The following is a 14,475-nucleotide window of genomic DNA, read 5'->3' on the forward strand; positions in this document are numbered from 1 at the left end:
AGCGTTCGTCCTGAGCCAGGATCAAACTCTCCATAAAAGTGGTAAGCCCGAAGGCTTGGCCATTTTTAAGAATTCGCTTGTTAGCTCATTCAAAAAACTAGCTTTGCGAAATGTTAATTTCGCGATTTATGACCATTTGACTGGTCGCTCATTGTTCAGTTTTCAAAGAACAAATACTTCTTGTTTAATCGCCTATGTCTCAGCGGCGACTTGATTAATATATCACATTCGCTTACTCGATTGCAAGCTTTTTTTATTTTTTCATATAAAAAACTGTGTTATATTTCATTGCCTCAAAAGCGGCAAGGAGTAATATAACACAGTCTGACAAACGAGGTCAACCTTTATTTCGAAATAATCTTATTGCTTGATTTTCGACATTACTTCTTCTATATAGAGCTGTCGTTCAGTGATAAGGTTCACAATCGTTCCGGATACAGATACCCACGGCCTTGTTGGATGGTTGCGGTCTGAGAATACGATCTCACCGATCCGATCATCATTCAAGCGTACGATTGTTCCATTATTAAACTGAGTGGCCTTATCAATAAAGATCCGTACATAGGCAGGATCCAGCTTGCCGAATGAATCCTGCAACAGCTGTTCAAGCACTAAGTAATGCGAGGACGCTTTACGATAGGCACGTTTCATCGTCATAGCATTGAAGATATCAGAAATCGCTACAAACTTGGCATATGGATGGATTTTCTCCGATCCGATACCTAGAGGATAGCCGCTTCCATCATATCGTTCATGATGCTGAAGTGCCGCCAACTTTACACCTTCATTGATAGCCGCCGCGTTCTTGAGCAGCTGGTAACCAAGAACGGTATGCCTCTTCATATCCTCTACTTCCTCAGCCGTCAGCTTCGTTGGCTTATTGAGGATATTACGGTCAATCTTGGCGTTGCCTATATCATGAAGCAGCCCAGCGAACGCTGACTGCATCCAGTCCTTCTTGGGGAGGTTATTCCACTGAGCGAGCATGTAGCAGCTTAATGCCGACATGACGCTTTTGTGAAACAAGTAATCCTCATTCGGGACATTTTGAGGTGAGAAGGTCATGATCTTGTATTCATGACTATGCGCAAGCAGTGCTTCGAGCTGATTACGCAAATCAAGAATCGGCAGTGCCATACCGCTCATCATCTGATTGAATACCTTCTTGAGCAGCACAACTGTTAAGTCATACTGCTCCATCAATCCCGATTTTGCAGAACTGTCTTTGCCTTGTTCTAGACTTTTCTCTTGTTCTAATTCATCTGCTTCCTTCTTCTCTCCCGGTATGTCGATACTAACACTGGGTACAAGGAAGGCATGCAAAATATCATACTCACGTGGAGTCACCACTTTACCTTTATGCAAAAGCACACTGCCAAGCGGGGTGAGAACGTCTTGTGCAATTTTGTCCCCAAGCTTTACTTGCGAAATCGCTACTGTCCCCATAGCTCTCCTCCACGATGCCTGCGATTATCTTTCTCGTTTATGACTCTTCTTCGGTGGAAGACGTTGCTTCTGTCTCCTCGCCCTCTAGCTCTTCATCATTGTTGTCTGACTCGTCATTACGTGCCACACGTGTCACAGTCGCAACTGAGTCATCTTCACGAATGTTAATGAGTCTAACCCCTTGTGTATTACGGCCCATCGTGGAGATGCCGTCCATGCTCATACGAATGAGTGTGCCTCCGGATGTCATAATCATCAGATCTTCATCGTTTTGTACGACTTTCAAGCTGACAATCGCACCGTTTCTCTCCGTCACATTGAGCGTTTTGATCCCTTTACCTCCACGGCTTTGGCTCCGGTACTCACTAACCGGGGTACGCTTACCGTAACCGTTCGCTGTAACGATCAATACTTCATTCTCCGGCTCTACAACATCCATACCGATTACCTGATCATCATCGTCGGAGTTGATCCCTTTAACCCCAGTTGCTGAACGTCCCATCGGACGAACATCGGTTTCTGGGAAGCGAATGGACATCCCTTGGCTTGTGCCCATAATGATTTCTTTCGTGCCGTCTGTCAGCTTCACGCCAATCAGATCATCGTCATCGCGCAGGTTAATCGCGATAAGTCCAACTTTACGGATGTTCGAATAGTCATCAAGAGGCGTCTTCTTCACGATGCCTTGTTTCGTCGCAAAGAACAAGAAACGATCCGGCTCGAACGATTCTACTGGGATAACCGCATTAACGGTTTCTCCTTGCTCGATTTGAATGAGGTTAATGATCGGTGTCCCACGTGCCGTACGGCTGAGATCTGGAATCTCGTAAGCCTTCAGACGGTACACCTTCCCTTTATTCGTAAAGAAGAGAAGGAAGTGATGCGTATTGGATACAAACAGATGCTCGACGAAGTCGGTATCCTTGGTATCCATCCCGATCACGCCTTTACCGCCACGCTTCTGGCTGCGGTAAGTCGTAACCGGCAGACGCTTCACGTAGCCGGAGTGAGTAATGGAGATGATTACATCCTCACGCGGAATCAGATCTTCATCCAGGATCTCCTCTTCGCTCGCCATCAGTTCGGTACGACGCTCATCACCGAACTTCTCTTTCACTTCTTCAAGCTCATCGTTAATGATTTGCAGAACCAGCTGCTCATCAGCAAGGATCGCTTTGAATTCCGCAATTTTGCGAAGCAGTTCTGCATATTCGGCTTCGATTTTGTCGCGCTCGAGTCCTGTCAGACGCTGCAAGCGCATGTCGAGAATGGCTTGTGCCTGATCGAGACTTAGGCTAAAGCGCGAGATCAAGCCTTCTCTTGCTTCTTCCGTTGTTTGCGATGCGCGAATTAACTTGATGACTTCATCAAGATTATCAAGCGCTATACGCAAACCTTCCAGAATGTGAGCGCGAGCTTCTGCTTTCTTCAGGTCAAACTCCGTACGACGGCGGATGACTTCAATTTGATGCTCTAGGTAGTAATACAAAATATCACGCAGGTTGAGTGTACGCGGCTCGCCTTTAACAAGTGCGAGCATGTTGAAGCCGAAGTTCATCTGCATTTGAGTTTGCTTGTATAGATTGTTCAGTACAACTGTAGGTGTTACATCACGACGAAGTTCAATGACGACACGCATACCATTGCGATCGGATTCGTCACGAAGATCGGTAATGCCCTCGATTTTCTTCTCGCGGACAAGCTCTGCAATTTTCTCAACAAGTCTTGCTTTAACAACCTGGTAAGGCAGCTCATGCACGATAATCCGTGCTTTACCGCCATTCTCCTCGATTGTTGCGCGTGCACGCATGGTAACGGATCCGCGGCCTGTTGTATATGCTTGGCGCATCCCTTCGCGTCCCATTACGAACCCGGCAGTCGGGAAGTCAGGACCTTTAATATAATCCATCAGCTCGATTGGAGTGATATCCGGATTCTGAATGAGCGCTTGTACACCATTGATAACTTCAGTCAAGTTATGCGGCGGAATGTTGGTAGCCATACCTACTGCGATCCCTGTCAAACCATTTACCAAGAGATTAGGGAAACGGGCAGGAAGTACTTTCGGCTCATGCTCTTCGCCATCATAGTTTGGTACGTAATCGACCGTTTCTTTATTGATATCGCGTAGCATTTCCATCGCGATCTTAGACAAACGCGCCTCTGTGTAACGCATAGCTGCGGCCATATCACCGTCAATGGAACCAAAGTTGCCATGACCGTCGATAAGCATATAACGCAGTGAGAAATCTTGCGCCATCCGGACCATGGTCTCGTAAACTGCAGAGTCACCGTGCGGATGGTACTTACCGATAACTTCGCCGACGATTCTGGCCGACTTCTTGTAAGGCTTGTCCGGAGACATGCCAAGCTCGGACATTGCAAAGAGAATCCGACGGTGAACCGGTTTCAGTCCATCTCGTACATCCGGAAGTGCGCGGCTTACGATGATACTCATTGCATAATCCATAAACGATTCGCGCATCTCAGTACCGATATCGCGATCCCTTACTTGCAGATTTTTCTCTTCCGCCATCGTTGACCTCCTAGGGTTGCTTATAACATCAACATGAGCCTTCGAATGCGATTACAGTGTTGTCCGCATTTCGAAAGCAGGGATAATTCGTATAACAGAATACTAGAATCCATTATAGTTTTTTCTCAATCCAGCCAACCTTAAACGTTTGCCAGCAATAAAGTTGCTTCAGGCATCCGCCTTTCAACAAACTTTCGCAAACGTAGGTATACGCCCACTCCATGCACCGTTCTCCGCCATAATCTAAGAGGGAATCGAAGTCCGATTATTAGAGCTTCTTGCGTAGAAGCAAAAATAGGCATTATCCCTATTATAACATCGTTTTCAACCTCTGTCTCCTGCAGGCTGGGGCATTCATGCACCACCTAATATCCCTCTGGAAGGCGGGACCTTGTTGGCTATTCAACGCATCGGAAGTAAATGGGAGAAAACAAAAGTACTGCTGCATTCGGACGAATTACGTCAACGTATTCCGGTCACTCAAGTGTGGAGCACGTCTGACCTTGAGCAGATGCTCAATGAGTTTGAAATGGTTTATGTAAAACCCGATCATGGCACATTCGGCAACGGCGTTATTCGGGTGGAGAAAACAGCCGATCATACGTTCACCTATCAGCTTGGGACCAAACTGCAAACCTTTCCTTCTTTTGAAACGATGGCCCATTCCTTGGGGCAGGCCATTCAAGGACGCAAATATTTGATCCAGCAGGGTATTCACTTACTTACCTATGACAAAAGAAGATTCGACGTACGTGTCATGGTTCAACGCAACCTGAAACGGCAATGGGTAACGACTGGTGTCATCGGCAGAGTCAGCCATCCCTCCAAAGTGGTAACCAACTGTCACAATGGCGGCACTGCAATGTCCTTTGAGAAGCTATTGCGATCCCATCTTTCCGGTGCGCAAATTGCCAGCTATCAAGAATGGCTTGCTGAACTAGGCGTAGCCACCGCCCACCAGATGCAAACCAAGTTTAAGGGAATCAAGGAGATCGGTCTCGATTTAGCCATTGATCAATCGTTCAGGCCGTGGATTCTTGAGGTCAACACGATGCCTGATCCCTATATCTTCCGAAAGCTGCCGGACAAAGACATTTTCCGCCGCATTTACCGCTACCATACCGCAAATAATCGCCGGATGAAATAACACAAGCCGCCCGAAACGCCGGACGGCTTGTTTGTTTGTTTGATATCCTATACGTCGAGGTTCTTCACGTACTTCGCAAACTCTTGAATGAATTCACGACGTGGTTCGACGTTATCTCCCATAAGGGTTTCAAAAATATTGTCAGCCTCAATGGCATCTTCGATTGTAACCTGAAGCATCGTACGGCTCTCTGGATCCATGGTTGTCTCCCATAGCTGCGATGCATTCATCTCTCCGAGACCTTTATAACGCTGCACGTTTACTTTAGCACCTTCACCGAATTCGCTGATGATGGCATCACGTTCTTTCTCGCTTTGCGCATAACGAACGACTTTGTTGCGTTCGATCTTATAGAGCGGCGGCTGCGCGATGTAGATGTAGCCGGCTTCGATAATTTTACGCATGTAGCGGAAGAAGAAAGTCAGCAGCAGTGTACGGATATGCGCACCGTCGACGTCAGCATCGGTCATGATAATGACTTTGTGATAACGAGCTTTGGCGATGTCAAAGTCATCGGCAATGCTTGTGCCTAGTGCCGTAATAATCGCACGAATTTCCGTGTTGGACAAAATCCGATCAAGACGTGCCCGCTCAACGTTCAAAATTTTACCCCGCAGCGGCAGGATCGCTTGGTAATGACGATCACGGCCCTGTTTCGCCGATCCACCCGCAGAGTCACCCTCTACGATGTAGATTTCACTGATGGAAGCATCCTTCGAGGAGCAATCCGCCAATTTACCCGGTAATGCACTCACTTCCAGCGCACTCTTACGACGAGTTAACTCACGGGCTTTACGAGCTGCCTCACGCGCACGCGCTGCTTGAAGGCCCTTCTCGATAATTTTCTTCGAAACAGCCGGATTCTCATTTAGGAACTCTTGGAACTTCTCCGCGAAGAAGGATTCGACAATCCCCCGCACTTCACTGTTACCGAGCTTGGTTTTGGTTTGACCCTCAAACTGCGGTTCCGGAATCTTAACGGAAATGATCGCCGTTAAGCCTTCACGCACATCGTCACCGGACAGATTGGAATCACTGTCCTTGATGGCGTTCATTTTGCGGGAATACTCGTTAATGATACGTGTCAGCGCACTCTTGAAGCCGGACTCATGCGTTCCACCTTCATGCGTATTGATATTATTAGCGAACGAGTAAATATTCTCTGTGTAGCTATCGTTATACTGCAAGGCTACTTCCACGTAGATGTTATCCTTGGAGCCTTCAACGTAAATCGGCTGCTCATGCAATGCCTCACGATTACGGTTCAAATACTTGACGAATTCGTTGATCCCGCCTTCGTATTTGTACGTGTTGGTTGCGCCTGTCCGCTCATCAAGCAGCGCAATTTCAATCCCTTTATTCAAGAACGCAAGCTCACGTATACGAGATTGAAGAATCTCATACTCATAAACCAATGTCTCTGTGAAAATCTCCGGATCCGGTCTGAAACGAGTAGTTGTGCCGGTTTCATCGGTATCTCCGATTACTTTAAGATCATACTGCGGTACGCCGCGACGATACTCTTGTCTATGAATATGACCTTCCCGCTTAACGGTCACCTCTACATGCTCAGATAATGCATTCACGACGGAAATACCGACACCATGCAAACCGCCGGACACTTTATAACCCTCGCCGCCAAACTTACCGCCTGCATGAAGAACGGTCATAACCACTTCGAGAGTCGATTTCTTCAGTTTCACGTTCTCTCCGACCGGGATACCGCGGCCGTTATCGACGACAGTGATACTGTTATCTTCATGAATGGTGACTTCAATGCGTGTGCAGTAGCCAGCTAGTGCTTCGTCAATACTATTGTCAACGACTTCCCATACGAGATGGTGAAGTCCTTTGCCACTGGTAGAGCCTATATACATACCGGGGCGTTTACGTACCGCCTCTAATCCTTCAAGTACCTGAATCTGACTTTCATCATACGTATGCTGATTCGACGACATGCTCAATTTCACTGCTCCTCTCAACTACTCTTGCCGCATCTAATGCTGCAATATCAATTCCCGTTGTGCGACCCTAATTGGTCGCAAAATGGTGCGATCGTTTCTTCAGCGTTGAGGATGAAATCGGCGAATAGTAGATCTTATGCTCTGTCACTACAATGGATTTCGCTTCTTCTTCTCCTATAACTTCAACGTCTTTGCGCTTCCGAGCCTGTGCGACGAATTGCTTGGACAGCTTGGAGGACTGCTCGATTGAGATATCAAATATAGCTACGAGCTCCGTAGCACGAATAATTTTTTCTCCGCCCAAATGAATGTACATAGCCTCCACCTCTCATAGGCAACGCCTTAAGGCTTACTGTTCGACATGACCGTCCTTCACCTGGTACACGCGGGAATCATGGAGCTTGTTAATATTGACGCTTTCAAGCCCGGTCGTCGTAATAAAGGTCTGCACTTTACTTTGAAAAGTTTCTATAAGCTGCGTTTGCCGGTGCTGGTCCAGCTCGGATAAAACATCATCGAGCAGCAGCAACGGATACTCGCCGATTTCTTCATGGATAAGTTCAATCTCAGCCAACTTAAGCGATAAAGCTGTCGTTCGCTGCTGGCCCTGTGACCCATATACAGAGGCTTCTTTGCCGTTTATAAAAAAGGCCATGTCATCACGATGAGGACCAACGAGCGTCATTCCACGACGAAGCTCCTGATCCTTTACCTGTGTTAACTTTATCATAAATTGCTCAAATAATATAGATTCATCTTCGGCCCCGTCGCTTTCGAAAGAGGGACGATAAACGATTGTCAGCTCTTCAGCGCCTGCTGTAATGCCTGCATGAATCTGCTGCGCCCATTTCTGAAGCTTCTCTATGAAGTTTTGCCTTTTTTTCACAATTTTAACACCGTACTCTGCAAGCTGCATATTCCAGACATCCATCATGGCCTGATTGGCATGACCAGGCGACGCTGTTTTCAAGTAATTATTACGCTGCACGAGCACTTTGCTGTACTGTCCTAACGCATGCAAATAACCGGGCTGAACCTGGCCGATTTCCATATCCAGAAATCGCCTTCGGATGCCCGGCGTGCCTTTTACGATTTCCAAATCCTCGGGAGCGAACATAACGACATTAAGCGAGCCGACAAACGCACTTAGTTTGCGCTGCTCAAGCCCGTTAATCTTCGCTTTCTTCCCCTGTGAAGACAAAGAGAGATCCAGTGTGAGCGGACCATATCGTTTCTCCACTTCACCCCGGATCCGCGCTTCAGAAGATTGCCAGCCGATTAGCTCCTTGTCTTTGCTCGTACGGTGAGACTTCGTCAGAGCCAGCACGAAAATCGCTTCCAGCAGGTTGGTTTTGCCTTGTGCATTACGACCGACAAACAGGTTGACCTGATTGTCAGTCGCAAGCTCAATATGCTCGTAATTGCGATAGTGCTGCAATTGAATATTTTTTAAACGCACTTGGATGCCCCCCGGTTACTGCTGACAAGCCGATTTGCTTGCTGCATTACCGTTTCACAATCGTAAAGCTGCCGAACCCTTTTACATCAATCTTATCGCCGACATACAATTTGCGGCCGCGGCGATCGTCTGGCTCTCCGTTAATAAGTACTTCGTTCTCCTGTAAGAAGAATTTAGATGCTCCTCCGGAATCGATACAATCCGAGAGCTTGAGGAATTGTCCGAGCGCAATATATTCTGTTGAAATTCCAATATCTTTCATCGTTTCATTCTCCTTCTTTAGCCTGTCGTCCGGTATGGCAAGATGAGGTGCAGGCTGTGCGGATGGTCGGTCGGCTTAATGATGATCGGGCTCATCGCGCCATTAAATCCGATAAACAAATACTCGCTATCGATAACCTTCAGCGCATCAAGCATGTATTTGGAGTTAAAAGCGATGCGAAGCTGTTCACCGTTCATTTCTTTCGCATCTAGTTTCTCCGTTACTTTTCCGAGTTCCGTGGAGCTTGATGAAATTTCGATGGAGCCGTCGTCATGCGAAATGAGGCGAACAATGTTCGTTTTCTCCTCACGCGACATCAAGTAAGCGCGATCGATCGCATCCGTCAATTTTTTTGTGTGCAGAACGAGTTCTGTTTTGAACTGCTGCGGAATAATTTTAGAAGTATCCGGGTAGGTCCCGTCCAAAATACGCGAGTAGAACAACACGTTACCCACTTTGAAGAGGACTTGATTATCCGCGACAACGATATCCACATGTGTATGATCGTCCGGAATGAGTTTGGATAACTCATTTAGCGTCTTACCTGAAATAACAACATTGGAAAAACGGTAGTTTTCAGGTGTTTCGACAACGGCTGTGCGGCTGGCTAGACGATGACGGTCGGTTGCAACGAATTTCAGCTGCCCCTCTTGTAAATTCCAGAGTGCACCGGTCAATATCGGCGTTTGTTCACTCGTAGAAGCTGCAAATACGGTTTGTCTTATCATCGATTTCAGCAGATCTCCAGGAACTGCGATCGTTTCGCTTTGTTCGATTGTCGGCAAAATCGGGAATTCTTCAGGATCAAGGCCAACCATTTGAATATCGGTCGAACCGGAACTAATCAACGTTTGATGATGATCCTTCACTTCAATTTCGAGATCTTCCGACGGCAGTTTCTTAACGATTTCTACAAAAAATTTGGCCGGAAGCACAACACTGCCTGGTTTCTGTACTTTCGCAATAACAAATTCACCGTTCTCAACGGGAATAAAGCTTTGAATGGAAATATCGGTATCGCTGGCGGTAAGTGTTACACCTTGGTGAGTTACGTCGATTTTGATACCGCCGAGAATTGGAATTGCTGGTCTGCTGGAAGTTGCTTTAGAAACTTGTTGAATCGCGTCGTTCAATTGATCTTTTCGAATGGTTAATTTCATGAATGTCACTCCTATATTGCAGGGATCAATGCGGCGATTAAGGAGGCTGCGTTGTCACCTATATTTGATGATGTTTATTTAAAGTTATTAGTAGAAGTCGTAGTAGGGGCCCTGAATATGTGGATAAGTGGTTCAAACACGGATAAAGCAAGCCTATCCACATGTGTATAGCGTGTGCATAGGCTTGCTGATGAAATGTTGAAGAAGTGTATAACTTTTTGGGCTATATCCACAGTCTTCTTATTTACGTGTGGTTTTTAATTTTATCCGTTAACGTTTGAACAATTTTGTAGAGCTCCGAATCCACTTTCAGCTGCTGCGTAATTTTCTCGTGCGCGTGGATGACGGTTGTATGGTCACGACCGCCGAACGCTTCCCCGATCTTAGGCAGCGAGTAATCCGTTAACTCCCGGGATAGATACATCGCGATTTGTCTTGGGAATGCAACTGCCTTCGTACGCTTACGCGCTTTAAACTCCTCCAGCTTGAGCCCATACAGCTCCCCAACTTTTTGCTGGATATCCTGCATCGTGATCATTTTTGGCCGACTTGATGGAATAATATCTTTAAGTGCTTCGGCCGCCAGATGGGACGAGATGTCTTCATTAATGAGCGATGAGTAGGCTACGACGCGGATAAGCGCGCCTTCCAGCTCTCGAATATTCGTATCGATTTGGCTGGCGATGTAGACCATGGCTTCATTCGGGATGTCCAGGTTCTCCGCTTTCGCTTTCTTCCTGAGAATCGCGATCCGCGTCTCTAGGTCCGGCGGCTGAATATCCGTTATTAAGCCCCATTCAAACCTGGAACGAAGCCGTTCCTCTAAGGTTGGAATTTCTTTAGGCGGGCGGTCACTCGAAATTACGATTTGTTTGCGTTCCTCATGCAGTGCATTAAAGGTATGAAAGAACTCTTCTTGCGTTTGTTCTTTGCCGGCTAGGAACTGTATATCGTCAATGAGCAGCACATCAATGTTTCGGTATTTGTTTCGGAAACTCTCGCCTCTGTTGTCCCGAATGGCATTGATGAACTCATTCGTAAATTTCTCGGATGATAAATATAGAACCCGCGTGTTGGGGTTATGTTCCAAAATATAATGCCCGATCGCATGCATTAAATGCGTCTTGCCTAGTCCAACCCCGCCGTATAGGAACAGCGGATTGTACGCTTTGGCCGGCGCTTCGGCGACAGCTAAAGAAGCAGCATGGGCAAACCGGTTATTGGCGCCAATGACGAAAGTATCAAACATATATTTGGGGTTAAGCATATGCGTGTAGGGCTCTTCCGGCCCAACATGCACAGTTGGCATTATGATTGGTTGGATTTCTGCTGGCTCGGGCGGTTTATTTTCTTCAATGACAAATTTAATGTCATATTGGCGCCCCATAAATTCCTGCAGTGTGGTCCGCACAAGCTTTGTATACCGGCTTTCGAGCCATTCGGCTGCAAAAGTCGTCGGCGCTGTCACAATGACAGTAGAATCACCACTAAACGAAGCCTTAGTCGCTTTAAACCAAGTGTCGAAACTTGGCTTGCTGAGCTTCGTTTGAATGATCGACAGCACCTGTTGCCACATTTCGTGCGTATGGCTATCCACAGATTGTCACTCCTTATCCAATTCACCGAAAACGGCGCGGTCGTGCTACTGATGTCGAAACATCGGGCATTCTGTTCAATTTCATCCACATTATTAAGGATGGGTGCATAAAAATTATCAAAAGGGGATGAATGTTGTTCACATTGTTATCCACAGGGTGTTGATAATGTTGAGGGGGAGTTGGAGTCATCCACACGGAAAACATAATCATCATAGCAAAATAACCCTTGATATTCAACGATTCCGCTGATTTTATCCACAAATTCTATAGGTTGTGTATAAGAGTTATCGACAACACTAGATATTGTTTATATCTTGTTACCAATTCGACATAATACGGGAATCTCCGATAAATTCATCCACATGTTATTAAATTATCAACCTAATGGCCCTGTTTATACTTTTATCCACAGCCTGGCTTTGGAGACTCTTCCCACAGCTGATTCCGGTTGACTTTTGGGCATCTACATGGTTTAATTGAAAAAGGCGTTTTTTCACCGATGGACGCTCGTGGTTTGACTATCGCGGCTGCGCAGCTGTTCACGCTTAGAAAAAACTGATGATCGCTAATCGCGCCAGACGATAGAAATAGTAAATACGCAAGTTGATTTGAGTAAGGTATAGGAGGTGCATTGATAATGAGACCGACATTCAGACCGAACGTTAGCAAACGCAAGAAAGTTCATGGTTTCCGCAAACGCATGGCTTCCGCAAACGGACGTAAAGTGCTTAGCGCCCGCCGTCAACGTGGAAGAAAAGTATTGAGCGCGTAACCTTAAGACCACATTACGTGGTCTTTTTTTCATTTTTACGGCAACAATAAAGGTAGAAGAACGGATTTTTTGCTTCCTTGTAATGAGGGAGAGACGATTGTTCGCATGATTTTTAATTAGAATTGTGTGGCTGAGAAACTCTTTGCTTACTGATATATAAATAAAGGTTCGGTGAAGGTGTACCCGTGCAAAGAAAATTGCGATTGCGTAACCGCGAAGATTTCAGCCGGATTTATCGCAACGGCAAATCATTCGCAAACAGCCAATTTGTCGTTTATTGGTCTCGCCAGCTGAAGGCTGATCCTTTGCGACTTGGTGTATCGGCGAGCAAGAAGATCGGGAATGCCGTCGTTCGTAATCGAATGCGGCGTCTTGTGAAGGAAATCGTCCGTGGGCAGAAGGACCGTATAACTGGGCAGCTGGATCTTATCGTCATTGTGAGGAAGCCGGCAGTAGGTCTTGAGTTGAAGGAACTTGAAAAAAGCATGCTTCACGTATTGAAACGAGCAGGGCTTCTGAAGACTTCACGTTAAGGTGTGTAATCGCTTTTACGTGCACAGGAGGCTTGTTTCTTTGTGCCATAAAATGTGATATAGTTTATTCGAATATGAAAATGCAATGGTCCTTATTACTGGACCTTACGCCATCGGTATGCAGAGAGGAGATTTACATGTTGTCCCGTATTTCGAAACGAACATGGCTGACGGCAATTGCGCTAATTGCGGTCATGCTTTTTCTGAGCGGCTGTTCTTCGGCTACTCACACGGTATCAATGACTGATCTTGAACACGGCAACTTCTGGCAGAGAAACGTAGTGTATTACTTCTCGTTAGTGCTTGAAACGTTTGCCAAATGGTTCGGCGGCGAATATGGTATCGCGATTCTGCTAATGGTTATCATCGTCAGAACGCTGATTCTCCCGCTTACGATTAAACAATACCGCAGCTCGAAAGCGATGCAGGCCTTGCAGCCAGAGCTGGCGAAATTGAAAGAGAAGCATAAAGACAATCCACAAAAGCAGCAGGAAGAAACGATGAAGCTGTTCCAACAGCATAAAGTTAACCCGCTTGCTGGTTGTCTGCCGCTGCTCGTGCAAATGCCGATTTTCATTGCGCTTTATAATGCGATTTATATGAATGAAAACATTCGTGAGCATACATTCCTGTGGTTGGAGCTTGGTGAGAAGGATCATACTTATGTGCTGCCGATCCTGGCTGCCATTACAACGTTCATTCAATCTAAGATGATGTCGTCCCAGCAGAAAACAATGCCAGCGATGCAAGGGATTATGATGATTTTCCCGGTATTGATCTTCGTTATGGCGTTGTCATTCCCGGCTGCATTGCCTCTTTACTGGGTATTCAGCAATATCTACACGATTGTGCAAAACTATTTCCTATATGTACGCAACTCACCTAAGGGCAAGGAGAGTGTACCTGCGAAATGAAGAAAATCGTAGCATCGGGCAAAACGATCGAAGATGCTGTACAAAATGGTTTAACGGAATTGCAAGTGTCAGCGGATCGCGTTAATGTAACTGTTCTGGAGAAACCGTCTAAAGGATTATTCGGCTTGATCGGTGCGCGAGCTGCGAAAGTGGAGCTCGTGCTCGTACCTGTGATCGAGCAGGTGAAGACACCTTCGGTACCTGCAGCAACAGCCAAAGATCCGCTCCTTGAAACGGAACGATTCATCACCGAAGTGGCAAGAACGATGGGGCTTGACATTACGATTGCTCGTAACGATTCGAAAGACGGATTAACCCTCGCGTTATCGGGAAGCGGCGATCTTGGCATGCTCATCGGACGTCGAGGCCAAACACTTGACGCTTTGCAATACCTGGTCAATATTGTGGCCAACCGTTATTCCAACAGCCATCTTCGCATTGTGCTTGATGCGGAAGATTTTCGTGAGCGTCGTCGGAAGACGCTTGAGGATTTATCCGATCGGTTGGCGGGACATGTTATCCGTACACGTAAGGAAGTTGTACTGGAGCCGATGTCCCCGCACGAGCGGAAGATCATTCACTCGCAATTACAGAATCACTCTAAGGTTAAAACATTCAGTAAAGGCGATGAACCAAATCGCCGTGTCGTAATTACGCTTAAGTAAGATGCATACAGCTCTTTTT

The 14,475-nt window shown here is 46.4% G+C and carries 14 protein-coding genes; 6 read left to right on the forward strand and 8 right to left on the reverse strand.

The features are described from left to right. Window positions 1-214: hypothetical protein (locus AC506A_RS27135; RefSeq protein ID WP_495464134.1), on the forward strand; the 214-nt coding region annotated here is incomplete at its 5' end. Window positions 215-360: 146 nt separating this feature from the next. Here AC506A_RS27135 and AC506A_RS27140 read toward each other — a convergent pair. Continuing rightward, on the reverse strand, window positions 361-1,446 hold the full coding sequence (locus AC506A_RS27140; protein WP_495464135.1) for an HD-GYP domain-containing protein: 1,086 nt from the start codon (window positions 1,444-1,446) through the stop codon (window positions 361-363). A 37-nt stretch (window positions 1,447-1,483) separates the two neighbouring features. Beyond that, complete coding sequence (gene gyrA, locus AC506A_RS27145; RefSeq protein WP_495464136.1) at window positions 1,484-3,982, reverse strand: DNA gyrase subunit A; 2,499 nt, start codon at window positions 3,980-3,982, stop codon at window positions 1,484-1,486. Between the two features lie 394 nt (window positions 3,983-4,376). Here gyrA and AC506A_RS27150 point away from each other — a divergent pair, with 394 nt between their 5' ends. Beyond that, window positions 4,377-5,129: a YheC/YheD family protein gene (locus AC506A_RS27150; RefSeq protein WP_495464137.1), complete on the forward strand. Its 753-nt coding sequence runs from the start codon at window positions 4,377-4,379 to the stop codon at window positions 5,127-5,129. A 47-nt stretch (window positions 5,130-5,176) separates the two neighbouring features. Here AC506A_RS27150 and gyrB read toward each other — a convergent pair whose 3' ends face one another. The 6 genes from gyrB to dnaA form a co-directional block, all read right to left on the reverse strand. Then, the gene (gyrB, locus tag AC506A_RS27155) at window positions 5,177-7,087 is read right to left on the reverse strand and encodes a DNA topoisomerase (ATP-hydrolyzing) subunit B (protein ID WP_495464138.1); all 1,911 of its coding nucleotides are present in this window, start codon (window positions 7,085-7,087) and stop codon (window positions 5,177-5,179) included. Window positions 7,088-7,160: 73 nt separating this feature from the next. Beyond that, window positions 7,161-7,409, reverse strand: a complete 249-nt coding sequence (gene remB / locus AC506A_RS27160; protein ID WP_090980648.1) for an extracellular matrix regulator RemB — start codon at window positions 7,407-7,409, stop codon at window positions 7,161-7,163. Between the two features lie 33 nt (window positions 7,410-7,442). Continuing rightward, complete coding sequence (gene recF, locus AC506A_RS27165) at window positions 7,443-8,552, reverse strand: DNA replication/repair protein RecF (RefSeq protein WP_495464139.1); 1,110 nt, start codon at window positions 8,550-8,552, stop codon at window positions 7,443-7,445. Window positions 8,553-8,598: 46 nt separating this feature from the next. Further along, on the reverse strand, window positions 8,599-8,814 hold the full coding sequence (gene yaaA / locus AC506A_RS27170) for a S4 domain-containing protein YaaA (RefSeq protein ID WP_495464140.1): 216 nt from the start codon (window positions 8,812-8,814) through the stop codon (window positions 8,599-8,601). Window positions 8,815-8,831: 17 nt separating this feature from the next. Further along, on the reverse strand, window positions 8,832-9,974 hold the full coding sequence (gene dnaN / locus AC506A_RS27175; RefSeq protein ID WP_495464141.1) for a DNA polymerase III subunit beta: 1,143 nt from the start codon (window positions 9,972-9,974) through the stop codon (window positions 8,832-8,834). A gap of 244 nt (window positions 9,975-10,218) precedes the next feature. Beyond that, window positions 10,219-11,571 carry a chromosomal replication initiator protein DnaA gene (gene dnaA, locus AC506A_RS27180; protein WP_495464142.1) on the reverse strand — a complete coding sequence of 451 codons (1,353 nt, stop codon included), beginning with the start codon at window positions 11,569-11,571 and terminating at the stop codon, window positions 10,219-10,221. Window positions 11,572-12,209: 638 nt separating this feature from the next. On the opposite strand from dnaA, the gene rpmH reads away from it, so the two are divergent. The 4 genes from rpmH (at window position 12,210) to jag (ending at window position 14,456) form a co-directional block, all read left to right on the forward strand. Further along, complete coding sequence (gene rpmH, locus AC506A_RS27185; RefSeq protein WP_090574515.1) at window positions 12,210-12,344, forward strand: 50S ribosomal protein L34; 135 nt, start codon at window positions 12,210-12,212, stop codon at window positions 12,342-12,344. Window positions 12,345-12,529: 185 nt separating this feature from the next. Continuing rightward, window positions 12,530-12,877, forward strand: a complete 348-nt coding sequence (rnpA, locus tag AC506A_RS27190) for a ribonuclease P protein component (RefSeq protein ID WP_495464143.1) — start codon at window positions 12,530-12,532, stop codon at window positions 12,875-12,877. 137 nt (window positions 12,878-13,014) lie between these two features. Continuing rightward, complete coding sequence (locus AC506A_RS27195) at window positions 13,015-13,791, forward strand: YidC/Oxa1 family membrane protein insertase (RefSeq protein WP_091224662.1); 777 nt, start codon at window positions 13,015-13,017, stop codon at window positions 13,789-13,791. Continuing rightward, a complete protein-coding gene (jag, locus tag AC506A_RS27200) occupies window positions 13,788-14,456 on the forward strand; it encodes an RNA-binding cell elongation regulator Jag/EloR (protein WP_495464144.1) in 669 nt (222 codons plus the stop codon). The genes AC506A_RS27195 and jag overlap by 4 nt, the downstream gene beginning before the upstream one ends. The last annotated feature ends 19 nt before the right edge of the window (window positions 14,457-14,475 follow it).

This window comes from Paenibacillus sp. N22P23, from assembly GCF_059383735.1.

Coding starts and splice junctions, on each gene's coding strand:
- rpmH (WP_090574515.1), top strand. CDS start 12,210: ATGAGACCGACATTCAGACCGAACGTTAGCAAACGCAAGAAAGTTCAT.
- AC506A_RS27140 (WP_495464135.1), bottom strand. CDS start 1,446: ATGGGGACAGTAGCGATTTCGCAAGTAAAGCTTGGGGACAAAATTGCA.
- yaaA (WP_495464140.1), bottom strand. CDS start 8,814: ATGAAAGATATTGGAATTTCAACAGAATATATTGCGCTCGGACAATTC.
- gyrB (WP_495464138.1), bottom strand. CDS start 7,087: ATGTCGTCGAATCAGCATACGTATGATGAAAGTCAGATTCAGGTACTT.
- jag (WP_495464144.1), top strand. CDS start 13,788: ATGAAGAAAATCGTAGCATCGGGCAAAACGATCGAAGATGCTGTACAA.
- AC506A_RS27195 (WP_091224662.1), top strand. CDS start 13,015: ATGTTGTCCCGTATTTCGAAACGAACATGGCTGACGGCAATTGCGCTA.
- remB (WP_090980648.1), bottom strand. CDS start 7,409: ATGTACATTCATTTGGGCGGAGAAAAAATTATTCGTGCTACGGAGCTC.
- gyrA (WP_495464136.1), bottom strand. CDS start 3,982: ATGGCGGAAGAGAAAAATCTGCAAGTAAGGGATCGCGATATCGGTACT.
- dnaN (WP_495464141.1), bottom strand. CDS start 9,974: ATGAAATTAACCATTCGAAAAGATCAATTGAACGACGCGATTCAACAA.